Source organism: Streptomyces sp. NBC_00483 (genome assembly GCF_036013745.1).
In the GTDB taxonomy this organism is placed as follows: domain Bacteria; phylum Actinomycetota; class Actinomycetes; order Streptomycetales; family Streptomycetaceae; genus Streptomyces.
The window spans coordinates 9,946,056-9,970,156 of record NZ_CP107880.1 but is presented as its reverse complement, the minus strand read 5'-3'; the positions used below and the strand labels follow the sequence as shown (position 1 = coordinate 9,970,156).

Here is a 24,101-nt window from a genome sequence, read left to right as displayed (position 1 = left end):
ACCACTGCCACCACCCCAGCCGAGACCGGAGGACCGTTGGAAGGCACTGGAGGACCGATGGAAGGCCCCGTACGCCCCACCCCCGCCGCGCTCTCCCCGCACCGCCCGCCCCGCAACCTCCGGCTGACGGTCACCGGAGGCCTGCTCGGCCAGTGGCTGGACGTCAACCGCACCGCGAGCATCCCCCTCGCCCTGCACCACCTGGAGGACTCCGGCGCCCTCGCCAACCTCAGGACGGCCGCCGGCCTCGCATCGGGCGCCTTCCGGGGACCGGCCTACGCCGACTCCGACGTGTACAAGATGCTGGAGAGCGCGGCGTGGCAGCTCCAGCACTCCCCCGACCCGGCGCTCACCGCGTTCCTCACCGAGACGGCCCGCCTGCTGGCCCGCGCCCAGCAACCCGACGGCTATCTCGACACCCACTATCAGCTCACGAACCCGGCGGACCGCTACACCCGACTCGTCGACAGCCACGAGCACTACTGCGCGGGACACCTCTTCCAGGCGGCGGTGGCCGCCCAACGCGCCACAGGGGACAAGGAGTTACTGGCGGCCGCGGGCCGCCTGGCCGACCACCTGTGCACGGTCTTCCTCGACGACGAGGGCCCGGGACTCGACGGACACCCCCAGGTCGAGACGGCCCTGGTGGAGCTGTACCGGGCCACGGGCGTCGAGCGCTACCTCACCCTCGCCGCCCGCATGGTCGAACGCCGGGGCCACGGGCTCGTGGGCCCGCACAAGCACGGCGCCCGCCACCGCCTCGACCACCTTCCCGTCCGCGAGGCCCCCGCCGTCACCGGTCACGTCGTACGTGCCCTGTACCTGGAGGCCGGCGCGGTGGACGTGGCCGTGGAGACCGGCGACAAGGAACTCCTCGCCGCGAGCGCCGCGCGCTGGACCGACATGGTGGCCGCGCGGACCGCGATCACCGGCGGCCTGGGGTCCCGGCAGGTCGGGGAGGTCTTCGGCGAGCGCTACGAACTCCCGCCGGACCTCGCGTACAACGAGACGTGCGCGTCGGCCGCGAGCATGCAGTGGGCGTGGCGGCTGCTGCTCGCCACCGGTGAGGGACGGTACGCGGACCTGCTGGAGCGCACGCTGTACAACGCGTTCGCAGCGGCCCGCTCCGCGGACGGGCGCACGTACTACAAGGGCAACCCGCTGCAGCGCCGCCCCGACCACGCCGACGCGGTGGGCGATCCGCGCTGCCGCGACGAGTGGTTCTGGTCGGCGTGCTGCCCGCCCTCCGTGGCCCGCCTGATGGCCTCACTCCCCCACTACGCGGCGACGACCACGGACGACGCCCTGTTCCTGCATCTGTACGCGCCGATGAGGCTGGCTTGCGACCTGGGGGCGGCGGGACGGATCGCGGTGCGCGTGGAGACGGAGTACCCGTGGCGGGGCGCGGTGCGCGTCACCGTGGAGGAGGCGCCGGACGCCGAGTGGACGCTGGCGCTGCGCGTGCCGCCGTGGAGCGGCCGCACGCTCCTCGACGGCGCCCCCGTCACGCCCGACGCGCAAGGCCGGGTGCTGCTGCGCCGGCGCTGGCGCGCGGGCGAGTCGGTCGTCCTGGGCCTCGACATGACGCCGCGCCTCACTGCCGCCCACCCGCGCATCGACGCCCTGCGCGGAAGCGTGGCGCTCGAACGCGGCCCGCTCGTGTACTGCTTCGAGCAGGCCGACCAGCCCTACGTCGACGAGCTGGCGCTCGCGGCGGACGCGGACCTGCGCGTGCGCGACGTCGCCGACCTGCCGGGCGTCGGCCGCACGGTCCGCATCGAGACGGACGCGGTCACGGTCGCCGCCCCGCACCAGGACGGCCTGCCCTACCTCAGTCCGGGCGCCCCCCGCACCCGCCGCCCGGCGTCCGCCGCCGCAGTGCCCTATTTCCAGTGGGACAACCGCGGCGACGGCGCGATGCGGGTGTGGGTGCCGCTGGACCAACACCCTTAGCCAGGGCCCTACTTGTTGATTTTCACCTGGCTGAACGTCGCCGTCACATAGTGCGCGATGTCGTTGTCCTGCTTGTCGCCGTCGACGAACAGGCCCGCGTACACCTGGTCGCCCATCGGGATCCGCTCGTAGCCCGCGCGCGTCCATTGCAGGGAGTCCGGGGAGATCTCGGAGGTGAACTCGTCGCCGCGCAGCGTGATGCGCAGCCACTGCGGCTTGATGTCGAGCAGCTCGTCCTCCTCGTACGGGTACCGGCCGTCGCTCATCTCGGGGCCGTGCGAGTGGATGCGCTTGACGGCGCATTTCAGGCCGCCGTCGACGACGCAGACGCCGATGAGGTTGAACGGCGAGTCCGGCGTCAGGTTGTCGCGGATCATGATGCCGGCGATGACCTCCGAGTAGACGCGGCTGAGCGTGTCCACGCGGGCGATCAGCTCGACGACCTCGTCGCCGGGGCTGTCGATCTTCTGGTAGACGAAGTGGCAGCTGTCCTTGCGGCCCTTGATCCTGCCGGAGCCGCGCAGCGTGAACTTCCCGGAGTCCAGGGCGGCGGCGCCCTTGATGGGCACGTCGCCGAGGTCGGCGGACGTCCAACTCCCCAGGTCCGTCTTCTTGTTGACGTGCACCGGGACGGGGGATGACGTGGTGGCGGTGCCGGTGGAGTCCGTGGCGCGGGCCGTGAGGTGGTGGGTGCCGGCGGTGGCGCCCTTCCAGGTGAGTTCGTACGGGGCGGTGGTGGCTTCGCCGATCTTCTCGTCGTCGGCGTAGAAGGCGACGGTCTTGATGGAGGCGCTCCCCTGCGCGGTGGCCGAGGCACGCAGGGCGACGTCGGCGGTTCCTGTGGCGTTCGCGTACACGGTGTCGATGTCGGGTCCTGCGAGGGCGACCTCGGGGTTGGGCGCGCCGGTTCTGCTGATGGAGTGGAGGTACAGCTCCAGGTTGCTGTACCCCGTGGCCAAGTCGATCGCGGCGCCGTCCGCGGCGTCCTTCGGGTTGAGCCCGTGGGCCTTCTCCCACGCGTCGGGGATGCCGTCGTGGTCGCTGTCCTTGGGTGCCTCGGCGGCGGCGAGCGGAACGAGGCCACCGACCTCCTTCTGCGAGTTGATCATGCGTCCGGTGCCGTGGCGGGCGTCGTGGACGACGCGCGCGTCGACGGCGTCACGGCGCGGCAGTGTCGCGCCCACGCCCTTCAGCACGGCGTCGTAGGCGTCCTTGGCGGACTGCGCGTCGATCGCGTCGGGGAACTCCAGGGGCTTCTCGCGCAGGGTGACGCCGCCGACCGGGAACTTCACGCCCTTCACGTTGTCGTCGGTGATGTCGTCGTGGCCCTCGATGGTGTTGCCGCTGACGTGCCAGACGCCGCCGCGGTCGGGCGAGACGATGACGGGGGCGATGTCGGCGAGGGTGTCGGGACCGGGCTTGTAGTAGTTGCCGATCATGTTGACCCCGGCCACCCACTCGCCGCCGTAGCAGGACGTGTAGCCGTAGTTGTAGATCACGTTGTTGCGGTGGTCCACATTGCTCGGGATGTCCTCGACGAAGCTGAAGCGCGGGTTGCGGCCGCCTTGGTGGACCAGGAGGTTGTGGTGGTACGTGACGTTGTCGCCGCCCCACAGGCCGCCGTAGCCGTGCAGCCCCTTCGGATGCACGGACTGGGCGAGGCCCTCGGAGACGATGCACCACTGCAGGGTGACGTTCTCGTTCCCGTACACGGAGCAGCACTCGTCGACCGCCCAGCTGAAGGAACAGTGGTCGATGATGACGTTCTTGCAGCCCTCCACACCGAAGGTGTCGATGGGGGTGCCGAGGCTGTCGGTGCCGCGGAACCGCAGGTGGCGCAGGATGATGTTCGACTGGTCGTTGATCTTCGTCTCGTTGCCGACGACGCAGATGCCGTCGCCCGGCGCGGTCTGTCCGGCGATCGTCAGGTTCGAGCCGAGGATGTCGAGGCCACCCTTGAGCTCGATATTGCCCGCGACGCGGAAGACGACGGTGCGGTCGGAGGCGGAGACGGCCTCGCGCAGGGAGCCGGGCCCCGAGTCGGCGAGCGTGGTGACCTCGTAGACGGGCTTGCCTCGGCCGCCGGTGGCCCAGCGGCCGCCGCCCTCGGCGCCGGGAAAGGCGAGCACGTTGTCCGCGGCCTCGGCCGCCACGGCGAGCTTCTCGGCCGCGCGGGCGGAGGAGGGCAGGTTGAGTGCGGCGGCGCCGAGCAGGGCACTCGCGCCGACGACGAAGGCGCGGCGGCCCATGGGGGTGGCGAGGCGTTGCACGCTGTCGGTGGCCTCGCGCCCGTTCATTTCAGGCATGCCAGAACTCCTCAAGTCGGATAAGGGGGAAGGGTGTTACGGGAGTGGCTACGCCGTACGCGGCGGGGCTACGCCTTGCGCGGCACGATCCGGTACACGCCGTTTTTGCGCGTCGCACAGACGACGACGTTCGCCTCAGGGCGTTCGACCCGGTCGGCGCCTGCCACCTCGACCGGCCGGTCGGTGCGCAGTCGCAGTTCACGGCCCTGGAGCGAGCGGACGCTCGCGGCGGTGAGGGCGCCGTCCGCCCAGTGCGCGTCGAGCTCGAAGCCGCCGCGCGCCCGCAGCCCGCGGAAGGAGCCCGTCGGCCACGCGCTCGGCAGCGTGGGCAGCAGCTCCACCTCGTCGGCGTGGCTCTGCAGCAGCATCTCGGTGATGCCGGAGACACCGCCGAAGTTTCCGTCGATCTGGAACGGCGGGTGCAGGTCGAACAGGTTGGGCGCGGTGCGCGCCGGGGTGAGCAGGTCGGCGAGGTGCTTGTAGGCACGCTCGCGGTCGAGCAGCCGCGCCCACATGTTGATCTTCCAGGCGAGGGACCAGCCCTGTCCGGCGGTGCCGCGCAGCTCCAGGCTCTTGACGGCCGCCGCGGCAAGGTCGGGCGTGGTGCGCGGGGTGATCTGCGCGCTGGGGAACAGGCCGTACAGGTGGGAGACATGGCGGCTGCGGACCGTCGCAGCCTCCTCCCAGTCGACGAGCCACTCCTGGATCTGGCCGAGGTACCCGATGCGGGTGGGCGCGAGCCGCTCGCGCGCCTCGGCCACCCGTTCCCGCAGGCCGGAGTCCGTGTCGAGGACGCGGGCCGCCTGCCGGTAGGCGTCGAAGAGGTCGCGCAGCAGCTGCATGTCCATGGTGGGTCCGGCGCAGATGCTGACGGACTCGCCCTCGTCCTGGTGGTGGGTGACCTCGGGCGACTGCGAGGGGTTGGTGATCAGCCAGCCGTGCTCGGACTCCTGGGTGAGGGTGTCGAGGAAGAACTCCACCGCGCCCTTGAGGACCGGGTAGTCGGCGCGCAGCGCCGCCTCGTCGCCGGTGAACCGGTAGCGCTCCCACAACATCAGGGACAGCCACGCGCCGCCGGTGGGCCACATGCCGTACTGGGCGAAGTCCACGGGGGCGGTGCCGCGCCAGGCGTCGGTGTTGTGGTGGGTGACCCAGCCGCCCGCGCCGTAGTGCAGTTTCGCGGTGCGGGCGCCGTTCTCGGCCAGTTCGTGGATCATCGTGGTGGCCGGTTCCCAGCACTCGGCGAGGTTGGCGGGGCCGGCCGGCCAGTAGTTCATCTCGAAGTTGATGTTGACGGTGTACTTGGACTCCCAGGCCGGGGCCATGCTGTCGTTCCACAGGCCTTGCAGGTTGGCGGCCTGGCCCGGCGCGCGCGAGCAGGAGATCAGCAGATAGCGGCCGTACTGGAAGTAGAGCGCGGCGAACTGCGGGTCCTTGCCGTCACCGAACTGCCCGATCCGCTCGTCCGTGGGCAGCAGGGTCCGCTCGGATGTGCCGAGGTCGAGGGCGACCCGGCCGAACATCCGCCGGTAGTCGGCCACATGACGTTCGCGCAGTTTCCCGTACGGGGTGCCGGCCGCCGGGTCGAGGTGGCGGCGGGCGCGCTCGGCCGGATCGGCGTCGACGTCCAGGTAGTTGCGGTAGCTGGTGGCCAGGGAGACGACGAGGGTGACCGCGTCGGCGCCGGTCACCGTGAGGGTTCCGGACGGGTCGGTGCGGACGCTGCCACCGTCGGCCACCGCGCGTACGGTGGCACGGAACCGGACGGTGCCGTCGCGCCCTTGCCACGGTCCGCTGACGCCGTCCAGGGCGATGGTCCGGGCGTCGACGGCCGAACTCCCGGCCGCTTGCGGGGTGTTGAACGACGCCGTGAAGCTGACGACTCCTGGTGTGTCGGCAGTGAGGCGTACGAGGATGACCTGGTCGGGGGCGCTGGCGAGGACCTCGCGGGTGTGGCGCACGCCGCCACGGGTGTAGCGGACGCGGGCCAGCGCGGAGGTCAGGTCGAGTTCGCGCTCGTAGTCGGTGACGTCGCCGCTTCCGGCGAGGGCGAGGTCGAGGGTGCCGAGGACCTGGTAGGCGGCCTGTTCGCTCGGGCTGCCCATGAAGTGCGCGTCGACGAGCTGTTGGGCCTGGTGCCACTTCTCGGCGAGGATCAGGCGGCGAATCTCGGCGAGGTGGTCGACGGCGTCGGGGCGGTTGTAGTCGTGGGGGCTGCCCGCCCACAGGCTGTCCTCGTTGAGCTGGAGGTGTTCGGTGTCGGTGCCGCCGTACACCATGGCGCCGATCCGGCCGTTGCCGACGGGCAGGGCCTCGAGCCACTCCTCGGCGGGGGCGCGATACCACAGCCGTAACGGGTTGTCGGGGTCCGGCGGAGCGGAAGCGGTGGTGGTGGCCGCGGCGGCTGCGCGGGGCAGGGCGGTGGCGGCGGCCGTGCCGCCCGCCACCGCGAGCACGCCGCGTCTGCTGACGTCTCTCATGTGCAACTCCCCTGTCGGTAAAGTCTGTTGAGGTCGTTCACGACGGCTGCCGGCGCGCGGTGTTCGACGAGTGCGGCGCGCAGCAGCTCGGACGCGGTGTGCTGGAAGGCCGGGAAGCCGGGGTGGTTCGGGAGGATCCACGCCGTCTCCACGGTGTCGAGGGTGGCGCGGTAGAAGCCGCCCCAGCGGCGGCCCGCGCGGGCGTCGGCCCAGGCGGCGCGGGCGGCCGGCTGGGCGCCGGTGACCGGGAAGAGGCCGCACTGGACGGGGTCGGCGAGCAGCCGCACGAGATGGTCGCGCAGCGCCTCCCGGATCAGCGGGTCGTGTGCGCGGCGCCGAGACACCGCGAGCCCGGTGCCGGCGAGGACACCGCGGGCCGCGGGCGGCGCACCGAAGGCGAGCGGGTGGCGGCCGCTGCGGGTGGCGGTGGCGCACCCCGGGACGAGCGGGCAGTACACGGGCCCGTCGCCCTGCGCCAGCGCCTCCAGAACGGTACGCGGACCGCGGTGCCACAGGCGCGGGTCGCTGCGGGCGACCAGCTCGGCGAGCCGTTCCAGGGCGCGCACCCCGCCCTCGCGGGAGACGAACTCCGCTCCCTCGCCCAGGCGTTCACCCTCACTCAGGCACAGGGCGCTCAAGGTGAGAAGAGCGTGTTCTCCGCCCAGGCACACGGTGAGCGGCACGGCGGACGTGGCCACGTCGTCCCAGGTGGTGGGGAGCGGCGCGGCGGTCGTCAGGTCCGCGCGCACGGCGGACATCTGCGCGCTCACGTGGTAGGGCACGGCCCACGCCCGGCTGTCGCGCTGGTAGGCGGCGAACGCGGGCCCGATCGCGCCCGCCCGCCACCGCTCCAGCGCGGCGGCGCCGACCAGCTCGTCCACCGGCACCAGACACCCGGCGGCGACGGCGTCCCCGAGGTCGGCGTGGTCGACCGTCAACAGGTCGTAGTTCGCGGCGAGTTGCTCGACCGGGGGCCCGCCCGCCGTCCAGGCGTCCCACACCACGGGCAGGCCGACGGTCTCACAGCCCGGCGGCAGTCCCGCGTCGATCCGGGAGAGTTCGGTGAGCGGCGACGGGGTCCCCGCCTTGTCCCGGCTGACACCGCGCAGCGCGTCGGTCGTGGTGGGCGGCGCCTCGATGGGGCTGCTCGACGTGGGATTCATACGGACTCCTGCACAAGAGCGGTGCGTTGACTGGGGTGACGGGCGGGCCCCGAGAGCCGTCGGGCCCGCCCGCCGGTCGCGCGCGTCAGTCCTGTGCCGTACCGGGCTTCGGGTACGGGAACGAGTCCTTGACGCCGATCTTGTCGTACTCCATGCGGGAGGCGTCGAAGCCGTCCTCCCAGTCACCGTTGGTGACCTTGTTGCACTGGTAGGCCTGGTACTTCTGGTCGGTCACCTTGCCGACCTGCACGTTCGAGATGGCCCAGCCGCAGCCGCCCGCGTCCATGTGCACGCCGCGGGTGCCGGAGTCCGGCATGGAGGCGTCCGGGATGACATCACCGATCACGACCTGGTTCAGGGAGTTGACGATCGGGTGGTCCTCTGGATCGTTCTGCAGGCCGTACGTGTAGAAGGCGCCCATGTCGCCACTGTCCAGGCCGGTGTTCTCCAGGCGGACGTAACTGATCTTGTTGCCGTCGGTGTAGGTCTGGCCGTTGGTGGCGACCTCGGGGCGGCTGCGCAGGCTGATGCCGTAGCGGGCGCTGTGGTTGACGACGACATGACTGACCGTGTTGCGTCCGGTGTCCTGCAGTTCGATGCCGGAGGCGTCGCCGGGCACCAACTCGCCGACGTGGTCGATGAAGAGGTTGGTGAAGGTGTTCTCGTGCGCGACGTCGCCCTCACCCGGATAGGGGCCCTCGACGCGGATGCCGTCGGCGCCGAGCCGTTCCAGCAGGCTGTCCGCGACGCGTACGTGATCGTTCGCGGTGAGCAGGTAGATCGCGGTGAACCCGGTGTCGGTGATGTGCATGCGGGTCAGGTCGATGCCGGTGGTGTTGGTGAGCCGGATCGCGCCGAAGCGATTGCGGGGCATCTCGATCTGCCGGTCGTACGTGGGGTACTCGTGCACCACGCCGGAGTCGCCGGACTCGTTCCAGCCGTACCGGTACCAGTCGGGGAAGTCGGTCTGCGTGACACCGAGCCCGTCGAAGGACACGTCGTGCAGCCGCTTGCTCTGTGACGAACCCGCCAGGTCAAGCACGGTCTTCACGACGGGCCTGCGCACCTCCGCCTTCGCGATGTCGCCGCCCTGCGGCTTGTAGTAGAGGTAGCCGCCCTTACGGTCGGCATACCACTCGCCGGCCTGGTCGAGGAAGTCGATCGAGTTCTCCAGGAAGTACCTGGAGCCGCCGCCGCTGTTGTGGAGCGCGAAGCGGGTCGGGTACTTGAAGGTGAGCTGGCTCTTCTTCATGTTGTAGTCGCGGATGTCGACCGTGTCGGTGAACCACGACCAGCTGCCGCCCGACCAGACGGTCACCCGTCCCTGGCTCATGTCCCAGTCCGGGTTCCAGTCACCGGGGTTGGCCCACAGCCAGGTGTGCACCGCCTCGTAGGTCGGCTCGGGCAGGTAGGACTTCAAGTACGGCGCCCACTCGTCGGCCGACTTCCGGTTGGGGTAGCGGGCGTTGGTGGCCCGCTGACCGTCGTCGTACAGCGTGTAGAAGGGCTGGTCGACCGGGACCTTGGCGCGGTAGACGCCGTCCTTGTACGCCTCCCAGTCGGTCACCGGGACGGAGCCGGTCAGCCGGGCCTTGCCCGGTCCGTCCGCGCTCCGGTAGACGACCTTGTGGCCGCCGGCGCCTGAGTCGCGCTCGTCGAGGGCGACCGTCTTGTCCACCGGGTAGTCGCCGGCCCGCAGGTTGACCTCGATGTCGCACTTCATGCGGCCGGGGCGGTTGAGGCCCTTGTCGCGGATCTCGTCGCGGGCCCGGGTCACGGTCTTGAAGGGGCTCTGCTCGGTGCCCTTCGCCTTGTCGTTGCCGTCGGTCGCGACGAACAGCTTGGTGGGGCTGCAGTCGCCGGCGGCGTCGGCCGACAGGGTGCCGGGCAGTGTGACTCCCGCGGCGAGCAACAGCCCGGCGGCGCCGAGCAGGCCGAGTCTGGGGAGCCGGGTGATTCTGAGACGTGCTGCGGCGGTGACGGATGTGCGGGTCACGGGGTCTCCTTGCCACGTGGACGGTCGTACGGGTCCGTGTCTGCGCGCGTGGTCGGTGCTCGGGTGCGTCGCTCACCCCCTCCCGGCGGCGCGCCAGCGCTCGTACTCGGCGCGGGTGTCGGGGGTGAGCGGGTAGTAGTCGGTCAGGGCGCCGCCCTCCTCGATGCGGGCGCGGCTGAAGCGCTCCCACTGCTCGTGGTCGCGGGCGGCGGCGATGACGTCGGGGGCGGTGCGCCGGGGCACGACGACGGGGCCGTCGTCGTCGGCGACGAGCAGGTCGCCGGGCAGGGCGAGGACGCCGCCGCAGGCCACGGGCACGTCGTAGGCCCAGGGGAAGAGTTCGGCCTGGGAGGCGTAGTGCGGGGTGACGCCCGTGGACCAGATCGGCACGCCGGTCTCCCGGACGCGTGGCGCGTCACGGAAGCAGCCGTCGATGACGAGGCCCGCGCCTCCCTTCTGCTGGAAGTAGCGCACCAGCATGTCGCCGAAGCAGCCGGTGCTCTGCGAGCCGTAGGCCTGCACGACGAGGACGTCGCCGGGCTCGATGGTCTCCAGTACGGCCCACAGGGCGGTGTACCGCTCGACGTACTCCTGGCCCAGGCCCGAGGCGATGTCCTCGCGCTGCGGCATGAACTGCAGGGTGCGCACCCTGCCCGCGATCTTCTGTCCGGGGCGCAGCGGGCGCGGCCCGCTGACGAAGGTGCGGCGGATGCCCTGCGCGTGGAGTTTGGCGCAGGCGGTGGCGGAGGACACGGTGGCCAGGGCCTTGACCATGTCGCTGTCGGCGGGGGCGGGCATGGGGCCGCGTTCGGGCAGGTCCCAGATGGGCTCGTCGGCCACGAAGTCTCCTTTTGAGGGGGGTGGGGCGGAAGCGGGGGTCAGCGGGTGGGGACGGCGGCCTGGTGTGCGGGCCGCCGGTGGCGCGGTGTGAGGCGGAGGTCGAGGCGGATGCGGCGGCCGGGTGGCAGCTCGACGGTCACGTGGCCCGCGTCGACCGGGAGTTCGGCGGTGCGGGTGGTGACGTCGGGCGCGGTGTAGGAGCGGGGGTCGCCCGGGTGTCCGGGTTCGGCGGTCTCGGTGCGTACCGTGTCGATGCGGTCCTCGCCGAAGGCTCCGGCCTGTACGACGACGGTGCGCGGGTGGGTGTGTCCGGTGTGGACGAGCTCCAGGCGCACTCGGTCGAGGGTGACGGTGTCGACCAGGGCGGCGACGTCGGGCGGCAGTCCGGGGCGGCCCCGCCGCTCGTCCCAGTAGGCGATCCGGGTGGGCAACAGGCCGCCGTTGTAGAGGACTTGGGGCGTGCCGGTGGTGAGCTGGAGGAGCGCCTCGGTCAGGACGGGGTTGACCCGCTGCCAGTGGTGGATGTGGAGGTCGGCAGGGTCCGTGGGGTCGGTGGCGATGAGTTCCATGCGGCGGGCGGCCTGCCCGAGGGCGACGCGCAGGATCTCGGCCGGGTAGTCGGGGTTGTCGCCGGCGAGGTAGGCGAGCCAGGGCGCCTCGTGACCGCCCTCCTCCTTGTTGCGGAAGGCGCGCACGGTGCGCCAGTCGTAGCCGGAGGCCTTGCGGATACGGGCGAGGCGATCGCGGTCGGCGTCGGCGCCGGAGGCGTGCCAGAGCCACAGCGGCAGGGCGAGTTGGGGTGGCTGGTGGTCGAACCAGCCGTCGTCCGCGTACCGGTTGGGCACGAGGAGGGTGGGCCGGTCGGCGTCCTCGCCGAGTTCGGCGTGCCAGCGGTCGCTGATGCTCATGTCGGTGCCGGTGACGGGTGCCTCGACGGCGTGGGCGAGGACCTCGTCGAGCGGGGCGCGGCCGAGGTCGAGCAGCTCGTCGGCGCCGCCGAGCAGCGCGGCGTTGAGGGAGGCGACCGCGGCGGCGTTGCCGACGCTGTACAGGCCGTGCGGCCAGCTCCAGCCGTACAGGCCGCCGTACCAGCGCCCGCCGTGCAGTTCACCGACGGTCCCGCTCGGGCCGACGTTGTCGGGGAGCACGCCGCCGCGCGCCGCGGCCCGTTCGTGCCAAGCGCCGAGGTAGTCGAGGGCCCAGTCGCGGTAGCGGTCGTCGTGGTCGTACAGCCAGGCGTTGACGGCGAGGCTGGTGGCGGCGAGGTCGACGGCGGTGTCGCCGTGACCGATCCGGGCGTTCATGGCCTCGCCCATCCGCCGGGCGTTGTCCGGGTCGGCGAGGTCGTCCCAGGCGCTGATGGCGTCGAGGTCGCGCAGCGGGAGGCCGAAGGGCCGCATGACCGTGAGGTCCGCCCCGTACGTGGCCCATTCCTTCTGCAGTCCGGGGCGGGGGCCCGCACCGCCGTTGTGCGGGGCGCGGATGATGCGGGCGGCGGGGTCGTAGTTCCCGGCCGGGGAGCCGGGCAGGTACAGGTCGGCGAACTTGTGGGCGCGGGCGCGGAATTCCGGGTCGGCCGGGTCGGCGGCGCAGATCCCGTAGAACAGCAGCATGGACTCGCCGAGGTGGAACCAGTCGTAGCCGCGCTCGAACTCGTCGACGACCAGGCCGAGTTCGGCGAGCTGGGCGGTGACGCCCCGCCAGTGGTGCTTCGCGGCGTCGAGCAGCTCGTCGGAGCCGCCGAGTCGGTAGAGGACGGGCCAGTTGAAGAACGCCTCGTAGAAGTCGTCGCCGCCGTCGCGGTCGGCGACGGGACCGGCGTAGCGCAGGCTGCCGTCGGGTGCGCAGTAGCGGGCGGCGAAGGCGCGCCAGGCGTCGTCGAGGACGTCGAACAGGCGACGCTGCAGGATCGCCCAGGCGGGCGGGGTGCCGACGGGGACGGTGGCGGTCAGCACGGTGGGCGGTCTGTCGGGATCGGTCACGGTCAGCCTCTCGTCGCGCCGGCCGTCAGGCCGCTGATGATGTGGCGTTGCATGAAGACGAAGAAGACGATCAGTGGGGCCACGGCGAGCAGCAGCGTGGGGAAGACGACCGTGTAGTCGGTCTGGTACTGGCTGACGGCCGCGTACACGCCGGTCGTCACCGTGTAGAGGCCGCTGCCGGGGCCGAGGATGATCTGCGGGTTCACGAAGTCGTTCCACACCGAGAAGGTGTTGAGAATGACCATGGTGGCGACGACGGGCCGCATCAGCGGGAACACGATCCGCCAGAACGTGCGGATCGGGCCGCAGCCGTCGAGGGCCGCCGCCTCGTCGACCTCGCGCGGAATCGTCGTGATGTACCCGGCGTAGAGGAAGACGGAGAACGGCAGGGTGAGCACGGTCTCGAAGAGGACGAAGCCGCGCACCGTGCCCATCAGGCCGAGCGTCTTGAGGACGTAGACGACCGGGATGACGAGGACCTGGCTCGGGATGAAGGTCCCGGCGAGGAAGAACAGCATCAAGGCGCGGTAGCGGCGGCGCGCGCTGCGGGCGATGACGTAGGCGACCGGCCCGGCGAGCGCGATGGACAGGACGTTCACGCAGACGACGAAGAGGATGGTGACGGCGTAGCCCCTTACGAGGTCGAACTCCTCGCCGCGCAGGGCCTTTTGGAGGGGCTTCAGAGTGCCGTCGGTCGGGAGGCCGAAGGGGTCGGAGAGGATCTGCGGCTGCGCCTTGAAGGCGTTGACGACGAGGACGTACAGCGGCACGAGCATGAACAGCGCGACGACCGTCAGGAACGTCAGGCGTGCGGTGCGGCCGGGGCCTCGCCGACGGGGTGTGTCCGCCTTCGCGGGGGCGGGCGGCTTCGGCGGGGCGGTCGCGGGCCGCTTGGGGAGGCTGTCGAGGCTCATGAGTACACCGCGCTTTCCCCGCGGCGGCGCAACTGGGCCACGGCCAGGGCGAGTGCGGCCGTCACCACCATGAGCACCACGGACTGGGCGGAGCCGAGGCCGAGGCGGCCGTCGTGGAAGGAGTTCCAGAGAATGAGGTAGGCGAGTGTCTGCGTCTGCCCTGCCGGGCCGCCGCCGGTGAGCGAGACCACCAGGTCGTACGTCTTCAGGAGGGTCACCAGGGACAGCACGATGTTGATCGTGATCGACGGGCCGAGCGCCGGAAGCGTGACATGGCGCAGGATCTGCCACCTGCTCGCCCCGTCGATCCGGGCAGCCTCGGTCAGCGACCGCGGCACCGCCTGCAGCCCGGCCAGGTACAGCACCACGTTCACGCCGAACGCCGCCCACACGACGACGCACACGAGGACGGCGAGCGCCCACTGCGGGTCGGCGAGGAACGGCAGCACGTCGCCGCCGCGCGAGGTGATCAGGCCGTTGACGGCGCCGGTCGTGCCGAGGATCGCGCTCCAGAGGAAGCCGACGACCAGGGCGGACAGCACGTGCGGGTAGAACAGCACCATGCGGAAGAAGGTGTTGACGCGCGACTTCCCGTTCAGCAGGAGTGCGAAGCCGAGGCCGAGGACGTTCAGGCCGACGGTGCCGAGTCCGCCCAGGAGCAGGGTGACCCAGGCGGCCCGGCCCAGGTCCGGATCGTCCGCGAGCGCCGCGTAGTTGGCGCCGCCGACGAACGCGGGGCTCGCGCTGAAGCCGTCCCAGTCGGTAAGGCTGAGGTAGGCGGCCAGGCCCACCGGGACCGCGAGCAGCGCCGTGTACAGCACGGTCGCGGGCAGCACCATGACGGCGGTGGCCAGGCCCGCCCGGCGGTCTCGGGCGGTGCGCCGCCCGCGGCGCGGAGGCCGGCCGGCTTCGGTGACGGTGTGCATGGCATCCCTTCGGTGACGGTGGTCGGGCCGGGTGTCCGGGGTCAGGAGTGGTCCTTGACCCAGCGGTCGACGGCCTTGGCCACGTCCTCGGGCGAGCGGCCGGCGTACAGGCCCTGCACCTCGGTGTTCCAGGCGGTGTTGAAGCCCTTGGGCAGGGTGTCGTCGCCGTATCCCTCGCCCTGCGCGACCTTGTCGGGCGCGTCGTCGAGGATGTTCTGCACGTCCTGTTCGAGCGGGCTCAGCGCCCGCTCGGCGCCGGAGCGGAAGTTGCCGTCCTGCTTCAGCTGGGCGGTGACCGCCTTCTTGTCGGTGACGAGGAACTCGACGAGGTCGCGGGCGAGTTCCTTGCTCCCGGTGTTCTTGAGGATCATGTACGGGGCGGCGAGGGTGGCGCCTTGCGGGCCCGGGTAGCTCTGGCCCTTCTCGACGGGCGCGGCGAACACACCGACCTCGAAGTCCTTCTTCGCGGCGGCCTCGGTGGCGGTGAACCAGCTGCCCATCACGTACATGGCGGACTTGCCGGTGAGGAAGTTGGTCTCGCCGTTCGCGTACTTGACGCCCAGGGCGTTCTTGTCGATGTAGCCGCGGTCGATCCACGACTTGTAGAGCTTCAGGTACGGGCGCATCGACGAACCGACCGTCAGATCGCCGGAGTTGACCTTCCCGTACCAGTCGGGGTGGCGTCCGGCGAGCGCCGGGTCGGTGAACTGGAGCAGCTGGAGGCCGGTGGCGAAGTCGCCGGAGGTCTGCAGCGGCAGGTATCCGGCCTTCTTCAGCTTGCCCATGGCGGCCGTGAACTCGTCGAGATTCTCGGGGAGTTCACGGATTCCGGCCTTGGTGAAGGCGTCCTTGTTGTAGAAGACGAGCGACTGGGCCTGTTCACCGACGCCGACGGCGTGGACCCGGCCGTCGAGGGACGCCTCCTTCACCAGCGGGGTGTTCTTGGTCCACGCCTCGTCGGTGAGGTCGAGCATCTGGGGAGCGAGGGTCTTGTCCGGAAGCAGCGTCTCCACCACGTCCGGGGCGTCTCCCGCGGCGAGTTGCTGCTGCAGGGTGTCCGCGACGCCCTTGCCGGTCGGCGCCTCGATCTTGACGTCGACGCCGGGATGGGCCTTCTCGAATGGTGCGACGAGGTCGTTCCAGAACTTCTTGGTCAGGTTCGGGGTGATGTTGACCAGGACGCGGACGGTGCGGTCGCCGTCACCCTCGCCGCCCTTGCCGTCGTCACCGCCGCCCGAGAAGCCACCGCCGCCGCAGGCGCCCACCGTCAGGAGCAGCGCCGCCGCCAGGCCCGTCCGGGCCAGGGTGCCGGTTCTTGCACTTGTTGCCGTTCGCCGGTTCCGCATGGGTTCTCCAGGTCGGCTCGGGGCGCCGGAGCGCACTGGACCAGCATGGTTTATTGGGTCAATAATCGAGCAACGATTACTTCATAAGTGCCTTGCGAAACAGCGTCAAGACGGTGCGCACACCCAAAAGTTGACGATGCCTCACGGGGCGCCGACGCCCGAACGAGTCAGAAGTCCGCGTTCTGCGAGGAGAGCAGCGCATGAGGGAGCAGCAGGAGTTCACGCCCCCGAGCGAGACGGATCGCACCGTGCTCAGCACGTGGACCCGGGACCCGTCGAGAACGTTGCGGCTGCGCAGTCGCATCGTCCTCGCACGCGCCGACGGCCTCTCCGTGCAGGAGGTCGCCCAGGATCTCGGGGTGAGCGCGGTGACAGTCACCAAGTGGGCGCGGCGGTACGCGGAGCGGGGGCTCGACGGCCTGGCGGACGCGCCGCGCTCGGGCCGTCCGCGCAGCTCGGTGCGGGCCGACGCGGAACGTCTGGTGGGCGCGGCGATCGAGCGGGAGGCGCGCGGCGAACCGGTTCCCTCGACCCGTGTCCTGGCGGAGCAACTGGGGCTCTCGCAGTCGACGGTGGCGCGGATCTGGCAGGAACAGTCAGCGTTGCGTTCGCGCATTCCGGGCCAGGAGGGGCGGGCCGACGCCGAACTCCTTGTGGCGCCGGCGAAGGATGGCGCACCCGCGACGGGAACGGCCTCGGCGCGCGCCGAGGGTTCCGGATCCGCGGCCGTCCCGGCTCCGGTCGCCCCCGTGGCGCCCCGCCAAACGACGCTCCCCCGACGGCTGCTCTCGGACCATGTCTACGCGTTGCTGCGCGACCTCATCGTGAGCGGTGAACTCGCGCCGGGGCAGCGGATCGTGGAGTCCGACATCGCCCGCAGAGTGGGCACCAGCCAGGCCCCCGCCCGTGAGGCGGTCAAGCGCCTGGCGCACGAGGGCCTGGTCAACTCCCAGCCACATCGCGGGACTTATGTCACCGAGGTCTCCGACGAGCAGGCCCGCGACGTGCGCGAGATCCGGGTGCTCCTGGAGATGTACGCGGCACGGCGCACCGCGGGGCGGCTCACCCAGGAGTTCGCGCACCGGCTGGAGCAGAGCGTGGAGGCGATGCGGTGCGCCGCCGACGACGGCAGCATCGGGGACTTCCGGGACGCCGACATGGCCTTCCACCGCACGGTCTGCGCCGCGTGCGGGAACGGCATCCTGCTGCGCCTGTGGCGCATCATCGAGCCGAACATGTGGGGCCTGCACGTGGTCAGCAACCCGCGCTACGGCGGCGACTGGCGGGCGATGGCCGAACTGCACGTCGAGTTGCTGGAGGCGCTGCGGGACGGCGAGCCGGCGGCGACGGCGGACCTGTTCGCGGCGCATGCGGCGGGTGAGGCGTCACGGTATCGGCGTGAGCACCCCGTGCCGTGACAGGCGGCGGGACCGGAACACGTGGTCCCGGCCCCGAGGCTGTCACGGCTGTCCGGCGCAGTTGGTGTCGAGGTCCCACCGGATCACGTCGAGCGCGTAGGGGCTGATGGTGTGCTCCTCGTGCGTGGCGTCCTCGAGCAGTTCCCAGTGCCCGTTGCCGATGACCTGGACGCGCTGGCGGACGACGGGCTCGTAGCTGCGGTGACCGACGCCGTTGAAGCAGCAGGCGTCGAACCGGTTGAGGATCTGCAGCTGCCGCCGGTTCCGGCCGACCGCGGCGAGCGCGTACAGGTCCGGCCAGTCGCAGATGCCGTAGAACGCCGGGTGCCGGTCGAGCCGCTGCTCCCAGTCGCCGGTGGTGGGGCTCGGCTTGGGCGGGGCGGAGCGCAGGAAGAACGGCAGGGATCCGGCAGTCGGGTAACTACGGGTGACGCGGGGGTCGAGCGCCGGGTACACGGTGGTCGCCCAGCCGCCGCCGGAGAGCCCGATCATCTGCAGGGACGGCGGGTCGTAGGTGTGGCGCAGGTGGTTGACCCCCAGGGCGAGCGGTTCGAGGAACAGCCGCAGGGTGGAGAACTCGGGCGTCTCCCACGGCTCGAACTCGTTGTGGTTCCCTACGGTGACGACGGTGTCGGGGTCGGTGGCGCTGCGCATCTCCTTGGGGTTCCAGTGGTACAGCGGCATGGCGCACAGCAGCACGCCGTATCCGGCGTCGATGAGCGCCTGGGCGGTGCGCTGCATCGTGTCGAGCGGCTCGCCGTGTCCGTTGTGATAGAGGGCGAACCGGCCGTGCGCGGCGGCCCTGCGCGGCAGCAGCAGATACATGTGGGTGAGCAGCCCGTAGGGCAGCTCCGCGGTGAGCCGATCGATACGACGCAACCCCGTGAAGGCGGGCAACTCCGGCGCGGCGACGCCCTGTTGGACCTTCGGCAGCGCGTCGGGCAGCTTCCCGTCCGCGGACTTCCACACCTCGGCGACCAGACGCTGCCGAAGCGGCGCGACGTCGTCCTCGCCGTGCACGGTCATCAGCTCTTCCACATCGACGCCCACGACCTGCTCGGGCAGCGCCTTGTAGTCGATGCTGTGGGCCCGCGCGATCTCCCGGTCGACCGGGGCCACCGGCCGTGACCGCGCCACCCCCGCCGCGGCCGTCTCCTGGGCGGACACGGCGGGGGCCGCGGCCCCGACCAGCACACCGGCACCCGTGGCACCCACCGCCGCGAGCAGACCTCTTCGCGTGGTCTCTGTCATGACGCTGCCTCACTTCCCGTCAGTACGTGTGGAGTCGGTGCGCGGGTCCCAGCCGTCGAGGAGCCGGGCCGGGTCGCGCCACTCGCGGGCCTCGGCGGCGGTGAGCTGCCGTGAGCAGGCGAGGCGCGCACTGGTGTCGACGGGCGCCCCGGTGAGGTCCTTGCTGCCGTACTCCCAGAACCTGAGCCCCTGCGCACTGCCGCAGTCGAAGCCGGTAAGCCCCCAGCCGACGGGCGCGATGTGCCGGTCCATGGCCGTGTCGATGAAGACGGCCTGGCTGGCCGGGAAGCGGCTGTCGATCCGGCTCAGCAGCACACTGCCGTCGGCCACCGAATCCGCCCGCGTGAGGCGGGTGTTGACGAAGACGTTGCCCGGCCCGTCGGCGGCGTTGCGGATCTGGCTGATGTACCCGATGTCGAGCGCCTTCAGCTCGGAGTTCTGGACGAAGACGCCGCCGGTGCCCCATACGAAGTCCACGTCGCCCTCGACATAGCTGTCGGTGACGAACGCGCGGCCCTGCAGGCGCAGGCTGTCCTGGAAGCTGACGACACGGACGTGGTCGAGGACGATCCGGTCGCCGTTGCCGCGGAACGCCTCGGCCTGCGACCCGCCCTCGGGCGTCATGTTGTGCACGGTGGCGTCGCTGAGGCGGAAGTCGTCGGCGTCGACGCCGAACGCGGCGCGCCAGCAGTTGAACCGGTCGGGCTCCGGCAGCACACGGCGCGGGCAGTAGCTCTGCTCGGGCGGCACGTCGCCCATCGCGCTGTCCCCGTTGAGCAGGTTGTTGTTGGGGTAGCCGATGACGGTGCGGCCCGCTCCCGCGCCACGCACGCGCAGGTGCCGCCGGTCCTCGCCGACGTACACGATCTCCCGGTACGTGCCGGGTGCGACATCGACGGTGACCTTGCGGGTGTTGCCGTGCGGCACGAAGTCGACGGCGCCCTGCACGGTGCAGAAGTCGCCGCCGCCACGCGCGTCGACGCTCAGCTTCGTCGTACCGGGGCGGGGCCCGCGCGCGGTCCTGAAGCGCCAGGCGTCGGGTGAGGTGATCCCCGCGAACCCGACGAAGAAGCCCGCGTCGACGGTGACGTAGTACTCCTGGCCCGGATCGAGCGGGTGGTGCGGCACGACGGTGGCCCCGCGCCCGTCCACGACCACGGGCTCGTACGTCCAGCGGTGCGGTTCACCGTACGCGGACCGGGCGTCGCCGACGGTCCGCTGGTCGGTCGCCGGGTCGGCGAGGTCGATGACGTCCGCGGCGCTGCCGTCCGCCCGGTGCACGGTCAGCCGGCCCTCCTTGCCGAGGTGGACGGTCGAGTCGAAGGCGAGACGCAGCGAGGTGTCGGCGCACACCCCGGCGTCCGTACCGGTGGGCGCGAGGGACACGGCGCGCCCGGATTCGACCGAGGCGGCGGTCGCCGGCGACGCCACGCCGAGAGGTATCAGGAGGACGGCTATCAGGGGTCCCGCCCGCAGTTGCGGGCGGATCGTGGACACGAGCTGACGGAACATCGATCGCATGGAACCTGCCCCTCATCTCTGGCATGCCTGTGGCATGCCAGAGATGGAAGCACATGGGCCACCGCCTGAGAAGCCCTGCTGCGGCGGTCAACTTTCCTTTGTGCGGCCCTGGTTGGAGACCGGTCCGGACAGGTCGGGCCCGTCGCCGCGCAGGCCCGAGCGGTGCGCGGCGGCGTGCAGCATCTTCAGGGCGAGCAGCAGGACGCCGATGTCGTCGAGGTAGATCGGGTCGGGCATCAGGTCGACCGGAGAGATCGTGTAGGCGACCGCGGCCCAGAACAGCGCCTTGTTGTGCAGCGGGATGCCGGCGTCGACGAGCAGTTTGCGCGCTTTGAACACCCGGACCAGGAGCACCACGACAACCACCAGCATCGCGAGTGCCGCGAGCGTGCCGAGAACGATCCACGTCGTGCTGTCCATGCCGGTCCCCCTGGGGCGTGCGGGCGAGACGTCCCAGGCTAGACGGTGTGGGGCGGGCACTCCCCCACGTGCGACGCACGGCTCGCCGGGCGAGGATGTGAGCCGAACACACAAGCGGGGGTCGTGAGGAGGAGGGGCCGACAGTGCTGATCTTCGTGGCCATGATCCTTGGTGGGATCGGCGTGGTCTGCATAGGCATCACGGCGCGGCGGATGGTGACGGGTGATGTCGCCCTCGGCCCGCCCATCCTGGCACTCGTGACGGCGTTCGCCGCCGCCGCGCTGATGCTGACGGCGACGGCCCTCGGTCACTGACCCGGGGCCCTGCCCCGTACGGATCTCAGGTCTCGTCGTCGACCACGTGCATGGCGGCCTCCTCCGCCGATGCCGCGCCCCCGCCGTAGCCGGCGTCCTGGGCCAACATGTCCTTCTCGGCGTCCTCATGGGCGCCCTCGTCCGGTGCGATCAGGCGGCCGGCGCGCTCGGTGCCCACCTCTGAGTCCAGTGGTTCGCCGTCGCCGTCACGCAGATCGCCCACGTCGTCGCCGTCCTCCTCGCCGGACTCCAGCGCCTCGTACGCGTCGATGACGGGGTCGGGCCGCTCCTCCGCGAGGCGCTCGTCGAGCGTCTCGCCCGCCTGCCGCTCTGCCGCCGTGTTGCCGCTGTGCTCGACGGCCAGCGGGCGCTCGGGCGGCGACCATCCCTCGTCGTACGGATCGACGCCACGGTCGTTCAGGGTGTCCTCGATCTCGAGGATGCCCTCGTCGTCCCGCACGTCAGGGCCCGAGGGCTGATACACCTCGTCGCCCATGGCCGAGTCGCTGCGCTCGGTCATGCCGCGTCACCTCGTCTCCATGCTCCGTGTCACATATCCAGCGTGCACCAGTACGCGCCGCCCGGCCGCTTCGGGGGCCCTCGCGCGCGTGCGCGAGGATGCACCCGGGGGCCCCGATCCGTCGCGCCGACACCACCGGTTCGGGGACAGAACCGTCCCTCGTGGGGTGGGGCCTGCGGCCGAATGCTTGAGTCCGGCCGCGATTGCGGGAAGGAACCCTCTGTCCACTTCCGTAACTCTCAGTCGACTCACGTTCACCATCCGCATCTGTTCGCAATCTGTCCCTTCGATACGACGGAACGAGGTCGTCGCATGCGCCGCACCGGATTCCTCTCTTTCGCCGCCGCCCCGCTCCTGGCCTTCGCGCCCATGGCCGAGCCGGCCCAGGCCCAGGCCCTGACCGTCACGGAGCCCGCCGCGGGCTCCGTGCACAGCTCGGGCGCCAGCATGTTCGTCACCTGGAACAACCCCACCGGCCAGAAGCTGGACATGTGGCTCGTCCGGGGCGACGCCCACCGCGTCGTGCAGCTCGCGTCGCGGCTGACCGCGGCGCCACGCAGTGAGACGTCCACCGTCCTGCCGAACGTGCCGAACGGCAACGGCTACGCGATCGAGCTCGTCAGCCGCGACGGCGGCGAGCGCGGCCTCAGCCCCTCGTTCTCGGTGGGCTGACCTCCTGCGGCGCCCTCGCCCGCGCCGGCAGCGGCAGCACCCCGACGACGAGCCCGGCGGCGGCCGCGACCATGCCGGTGACCACGACGCCCGGCCAGCCGCCCGCGCCCCACGCCACGGTGCCGACCAGCGAGCCCAGCGCGATCCCCAGGAAGCGCAGCGTGAAGTACACGGTGTTGAGGCGGCTGTGCACGGCCGGGTCGAGGGTGAACAGGACGGTCTGGCAGACGGCCTGACCGCCCCACACGCCGACGTCGAGCACGATCACGCCCACGACGAGCGCCACGAGCGAGCCGCCCCCGGCCGGCAGCATGACCAGCCAGCCGACCAGCACGAGCGCGGTCAGCAGGGCGATCGCCCCGCGTCTGCCGAGCCGTTCCGCGCTCCGGCCCGCGTACGGCGAGGCGAGCGCGCTCACGGCGGCGACCAGGCCGAACATCCCGGCGGCGGTCGACCCGAGCCCGTAGGTGTCCGTGACCAGGAACGTCAGGGTGGTCCAGAACGCGCCGAACGCGATGCCGACCAGCGCCCCGGACACCACGACCCGCGCCACGAGCGGCTGCCGGGCGAGGCCGGGCAGCGAGGCCAGTGCCGTCTTGTACGAGGCGGTGGCGCGCCCCTGCGACCTGGGCAGCCGGCGGGCGAGTACGCCCATGAGCGCCAGCGTGAGCAGGCAGGACGCGACGTACACGGTGCGCCATCCGGCGATCTCGGCGAGGGCGCCCGCGTACGCGCGCGAGGCGAGCACTCCGACGAGCAGGCCACCCTGCACCGCTCCGACGGTGCGCCCGCGGCCCGGCCCGGCCCCGCTTTCGTCGGCCAGGGCGACGGCGAGCGGGGTGATCAGCTGCGGCACCGGCGAGCACAGCCCGACGACGAAGCCGGCCACGGCAAGGAAGGTCACCGAGGGTGCGAGGGCGCAGGCGGCGAGGGCGACGGAGGAGGCCGTGCCGAGGGCGAGGATGATCCGGCGCCTGTCGTGGCTGTCGCCGGCCGGGACGACCAGCAGGATGCCGAGCGCGTAGCCGAGCTGGGTGGCGGTCGGCACCGCGCCCAGCGCGTCGGGGGACGTGCCGAGGGAGGCGGCGACCGAGCCGAGGATCGGCTGGCACAGGTAGACGTTCGCGGCGGTCACGGCGCAGGTGACCGCGAGGAGGACCGTCAGGGCTTGGGTTCTGGGAGGTGCGGCGTTCACATACCGCGACGTTAGGGCGCCGATGGATGGCACACTTTCGTGGTCGGGCCAATATCTGTCGAGAGTGCGCCATGTACGGCAAGAGCGAGAATCGGGACGACTACCAGGACGTGCCGCGGCCCCTGGCCGCGATGGCCCGTGACCTGGTCGACGGGCATCACATCCCGCCGCACCACCACCGCCGCGCGCAGCTGATCTACGGCACCACGGGCGCCATCACCGTCACCACCGGTCACGGCACCTGGGTCGTCCCCGCCACCCGCGGCGCCTGGATCCCGGGCGGTCTCACCCACGCGATGACCTGCGCGGGGGCCGTGGCCATGCGCACCCTGTACATCGCCACCGACACAGCCGTGAGCCTGCCCGCCGCGCCCACCGTCGTCTCGGTCTCCCCGCTGCTCCGCGAGCTGATCGACGAGGCGACCCGGATCCCGGTGGAGTACGACCACGAGGGCCGCGACGGCGTCCTGATGAACCTGCTGCTGCACGAGCTCGCTCCGCACCCGGTGCCCGCGCTGCACCTGCCGACGCCGAACGACCCGCACCTCGACGCTTTGTGCGCGGCGATCCGGGAGCGGCCGGACGAACGCTGGACGACAGGGCAGGCGGCCGCGCACGCGCATCTCAGCGCGCGCAGTCTGCAGCGCCGGTTCGCGGCCGCGACGGGAATGAGCCTGGCCCGCTGGGTCCAGCAGGCCAGGCTCATCCACGCGGTGACGCTGCTCGCCAGGGGCGTGCCCGTCACCACGATCTCCGGCGCGGTCGGCTACGCGACGCCCAGCGCGTTCACGGCGATGTTCCGCCGGGCGCTGGGCACGCCGCCGACCGCGTACTTCACCTGAGCACGTGTGCGTACGTCACTTGAAGGCGACAGAGCACGCGCG

At 71.5% G+C, this 24,101-nt stretch carries 19 protein-coding genes; 5 read left to right on the top strand and 14 right to left on the bottom strand.

Annotated elements, in window-relative coordinates:
* Positions 1-57: 57 nt before the first annotated feature.
* Positions 58-1,953: a glycoside hydrolase family 127 protein gene (locus OHA73_RS44590; protein ID WP_267073186.1), complete on the top strand. Its 1,896-nt coding sequence runs from the start codon at positions 58-60 to the stop codon at positions 1,951-1,953.
* 8 nt (positions 1,954-1,961) lie between these two features.
* Here OHA73_RS44590 and OHA73_RS44585 read toward each other — a convergent pair whose 3' ends face one another.
* From OHA73_RS44585 to OHA73_RS44545, 9 genes are all read right to left on the bottom strand, one after another.
* Positions 1,962-4,259, bottom strand: coding sequence for an Ig-like domain-containing protein (locus tag OHA73_RS44585; RefSeq protein ID WP_267073187.1), 2,298 nt, complete (start codon positions 4,257-4,259; stop codon positions 1,962-1,964).
* A 68-nt stretch (positions 4,260-4,327) separates the two neighbouring features.
* Positions 4,328-6,739, bottom strand: coding sequence for a glycoside hydrolase family 95 protein (locus OHA73_RS44580; RefSeq protein ID WP_267073188.1), 2,412 nt, complete (start codon positions 6,737-6,739; stop codon positions 4,328-4,330).
* Entirely contained in the window at positions 6,736-7,902 is a 1,167-nt protein-coding gene (locus OHA73_RS44575) for an extracellular solute-binding protein (protein WP_327658300.1), read from the bottom strand. Before OHA73_RS44575 ends, OHA73_RS44580 begins: the two co-directional genes overlap by 4 nt.
* 85 nt (positions 7,903-7,987) lie before the next feature.
* Complete coding sequence (locus OHA73_RS44570; RefSeq protein ID WP_267073190.1) at positions 7,988-9,898, bottom strand: right-handed parallel beta-helix repeat-containing protein; 1,911 nt, start codon at positions 9,896-9,898, stop codon at positions 7,988-7,990.
* Positions 9,899-9,970: 72 nt separating this feature from the next.
* On the bottom strand, positions 9,971-10,738 hold the full coding sequence (locus tag OHA73_RS44565) for a ribonuclease activity regulator RraA (RefSeq protein ID WP_323187349.1): 768 nt from the start codon (positions 10,736-10,738) through the stop codon (positions 9,971-9,973).
* A gap of 38 nt (positions 10,739-10,776) precedes the next feature.
* Positions 10,777-12,720: a hypothetical protein gene (locus OHA73_RS44560; RefSeq protein WP_267073191.1), complete on the bottom strand. Its 1,944-nt coding sequence runs from the start codon at positions 12,718-12,720 to the stop codon at positions 10,777-10,779.
* 2 nt (positions 12,721-12,722) lie between these two features.
* Positions 12,723-13,634 carry a carbohydrate ABC transporter permease gene (locus tag OHA73_RS44555; protein WP_267073192.1) on the bottom strand — a complete coding sequence of 304 codons (912 nt, stop codon included), beginning with the start codon at positions 13,632-13,634 and terminating at the stop codon, positions 12,723-12,725.
* Complete coding sequence (locus tag OHA73_RS44550) at positions 13,631-14,560, bottom strand: carbohydrate ABC transporter permease (RefSeq protein WP_266725126.1); 930 nt, start codon at positions 14,558-14,560, stop codon at positions 13,631-13,633. The genes OHA73_RS44555 and OHA73_RS44550 overlap by 4 nt, the downstream gene beginning before the upstream one ends.
* Before the next feature lie 41 nt (positions 14,561-14,601).
* The gene (locus OHA73_RS44545; RefSeq protein ID WP_327658299.1) at positions 14,602-15,906 is read right to left on the bottom strand and encodes an ABC transporter substrate-binding protein; all 1,305 of its coding nucleotides are present in this window, start codon (positions 15,904-15,906) and stop codon (positions 14,602-14,604) included.
* Positions 15,907-16,106: 200 nt separating this feature from the next.
* Between OHA73_RS44545 and OHA73_RS44540 the strand changes: the two genes are divergently transcribed.
* Positions 16,107-17,324: an FCD domain-containing protein gene (locus OHA73_RS44540; protein ID WP_266725122.1), complete on the top strand. Its 1,218-nt coding sequence runs from the start codon at positions 16,107-16,109 to the stop codon at positions 17,322-17,324.
* Between the two features lie 42 nt (positions 17,325-17,366).
* Here the strand turns inward: OHA73_RS44540 and OHA73_RS44535 are convergent, their stop codons facing one another.
* The 3 genes from OHA73_RS44535 to OHA73_RS44525 form a co-directional block, all read right to left on the bottom strand.
* Entirely contained in the window at positions 17,367-18,575 is a 1,209-nt protein-coding gene (locus tag OHA73_RS44535) for a hypothetical protein (protein ID WP_267073194.1), read from the bottom strand.
* A gap of 9 nt (positions 18,576-18,584) precedes the next feature.
* Entirely contained in the window at positions 18,585-20,096 is a 1,512-nt protein-coding gene (locus tag OHA73_RS44530) for a pectinesterase family protein (protein WP_267073196.1), read from the bottom strand.
* 87 nt (positions 20,097-20,183) lie between these two features.
* Positions 20,184-20,516, bottom strand: a complete 333-nt coding sequence (locus OHA73_RS44525) for a YkvA family protein (protein WP_266725117.1) — start codon at positions 20,514-20,516, stop codon at positions 20,184-20,186.
* 143 nt (positions 20,517-20,659) lie between these two features.
* Between OHA73_RS44525 and OHA73_RS44520 the strand changes: the two genes are divergently transcribed.
* A complete protein-coding gene (locus OHA73_RS44520) occupies positions 20,660-20,830 on the top strand; it encodes a hypothetical protein (RefSeq protein WP_266725115.1) in 171 nt (56 codons plus the stop codon).
* Positions 20,831-20,855: 25 nt separating this feature from the next.
* Here OHA73_RS44520 and OHA73_RS44515 read toward each other — a convergent pair whose 3' ends face one another.
* The gene (locus OHA73_RS44515) at positions 20,856-21,350 is read right to left on the bottom strand and encodes a DUF5709 domain-containing protein (protein WP_266725113.1); all 495 of its coding nucleotides are present in this window, start codon (positions 21,348-21,350) and stop codon (positions 20,856-20,858) included.
* Positions 21,351-21,662: 312 nt separating this feature from the next.
* Here OHA73_RS44515 and OHA73_RS44510 point away from each other — a divergent pair, with 312 nt between their 5' ends.
* Positions 21,663-22,022: a Ser-Thr-rich GPI-anchored membrane family protein gene (locus OHA73_RS44510; RefSeq protein ID WP_267073197.1), complete on the top strand. Its 360-nt coding sequence runs from the start codon at positions 21,663-21,665 to the stop codon at positions 22,020-22,022.
* On the opposite strand, the gene OHA73_RS44505 is transcribed toward OHA73_RS44510, so the two are convergent.
* Positions 21,997-23,217, bottom strand: a complete 1,221-nt coding sequence (locus tag OHA73_RS44505) for an MFS transporter (RefSeq protein ID WP_327658298.1) — start codon at positions 23,215-23,217, stop codon at positions 21,997-21,999. The two genes, OHA73_RS44510 and OHA73_RS44505, sit on opposite strands and share 26 nt — an antisense overlap.
* A gap of 71 nt (positions 23,218-23,288) precedes the next feature.
* Here OHA73_RS44505 and OHA73_RS44500 point away from each other — a divergent pair, with 71 nt between their 5' ends.
* Complete coding sequence (locus OHA73_RS44500) at positions 23,289-24,059, top strand: AraC family transcriptional regulator (RefSeq protein WP_327658297.1); 771 nt, start codon at positions 23,289-23,291, stop codon at positions 24,057-24,059.
* Positions 24,060-24,101: the final 42 nt, after the last annotated feature.

What these genes read in the sequence shown, in the direction of transcription:
- OHA73_RS44530 (WP_267073196.1), bottom strand. Translation starts at nt 20,096, where the DNA reads ATGCGATCGATGTTCCGTCAGCTCGTGTCCACGATCCGCCCGCAACTG.
- OHA73_RS44550 (WP_266725126.1), bottom strand. Translation starts at nt 14,560, where the DNA reads ATGCACACCGTCACCGAAGCCGGCCGGCCTCCGCGCCGCGGGCGGCGC.
- OHA73_RS44525 (WP_266725117.1), bottom strand. Translation starts at nt 20,516, where the DNA reads ATGGACAGCACGACGTGGATCGTTCTCGGCACGCTCGCGGCACTCGCG.
- OHA73_RS44510 (WP_267073197.1), top strand. Translation starts at nt 21,663, where the DNA reads ATGCGCCGCACCGGATTCCTCTCTTTCGCCGCCGCCCCGCTCCTGGCC.
- OHA73_RS44540 (WP_266725122.1), top strand. Translation starts at nt 16,107, where the DNA reads ATGAGGGAGCAGCAGGAGTTCACGCCCCCGAGCGAGACGGATCGCACC.
- OHA73_RS44535 (WP_267073194.1), bottom strand. Translation starts at nt 18,575, where the DNA reads ATGACAGAGACCACGCGAAGAGGTCTGCTCGCGGCGGTGGGTGCCACG.
- OHA73_RS44580 (WP_267073188.1), bottom strand. Translation starts at nt 6,739, where the DNA reads ATGAGAGACGTCAGCAGACGCGGCGTGCTCGCGGTGGCGGGCGGCACG.
- OHA73_RS44515 (WP_266725113.1), bottom strand. Translation starts at nt 21,350, where the DNA reads ATGACCGAGCGCAGCGACTCGGCCATGGGCGACGAGGTGTATCAGCCC.
- OHA73_RS44545 (WP_327658299.1), bottom strand. Translation starts at nt 15,906, where the DNA reads ATGCGGAACCGGCGAACGGCAACAAGTGCAAGAACCGGCACCCTGGCC.
- OHA73_RS44555 (WP_267073192.1), bottom strand. Translation starts at nt 13,634, where the DNA reads ATGAGCCTCGACAGCCTCCCCAAGCGGCCCGCGACCGCCCCGCCGAAG.
- OHA73_RS44585 (WP_267073187.1), bottom strand. Translation starts at nt 4,259, where the DNA reads ATGCCTGAAATGAACGGGCGCGAGGCCACCGACAGCGTGCAACGCCTC.
- OHA73_RS44575 (WP_327658300.1), bottom strand. Translation starts at nt 7,902, where the DNA reads ATGAATCCCACGTCGAGCAGCCCCATCGAGGCGCCGCCCACCACGACC.
- OHA73_RS44590 (WP_267073186.1), top strand. Translation starts at nt 58, where the DNA reads ATGGAAGGCCCCGTACGCCCCACCCCCGCCGCGCTCTCCCCGCACCGC.
- OHA73_RS44500 (WP_327658297.1), top strand. Translation starts at nt 23,289, where the DNA reads ATGTACGGCAAGAGCGAGAATCGGGACGACTACCAGGACGTGCCGCGG.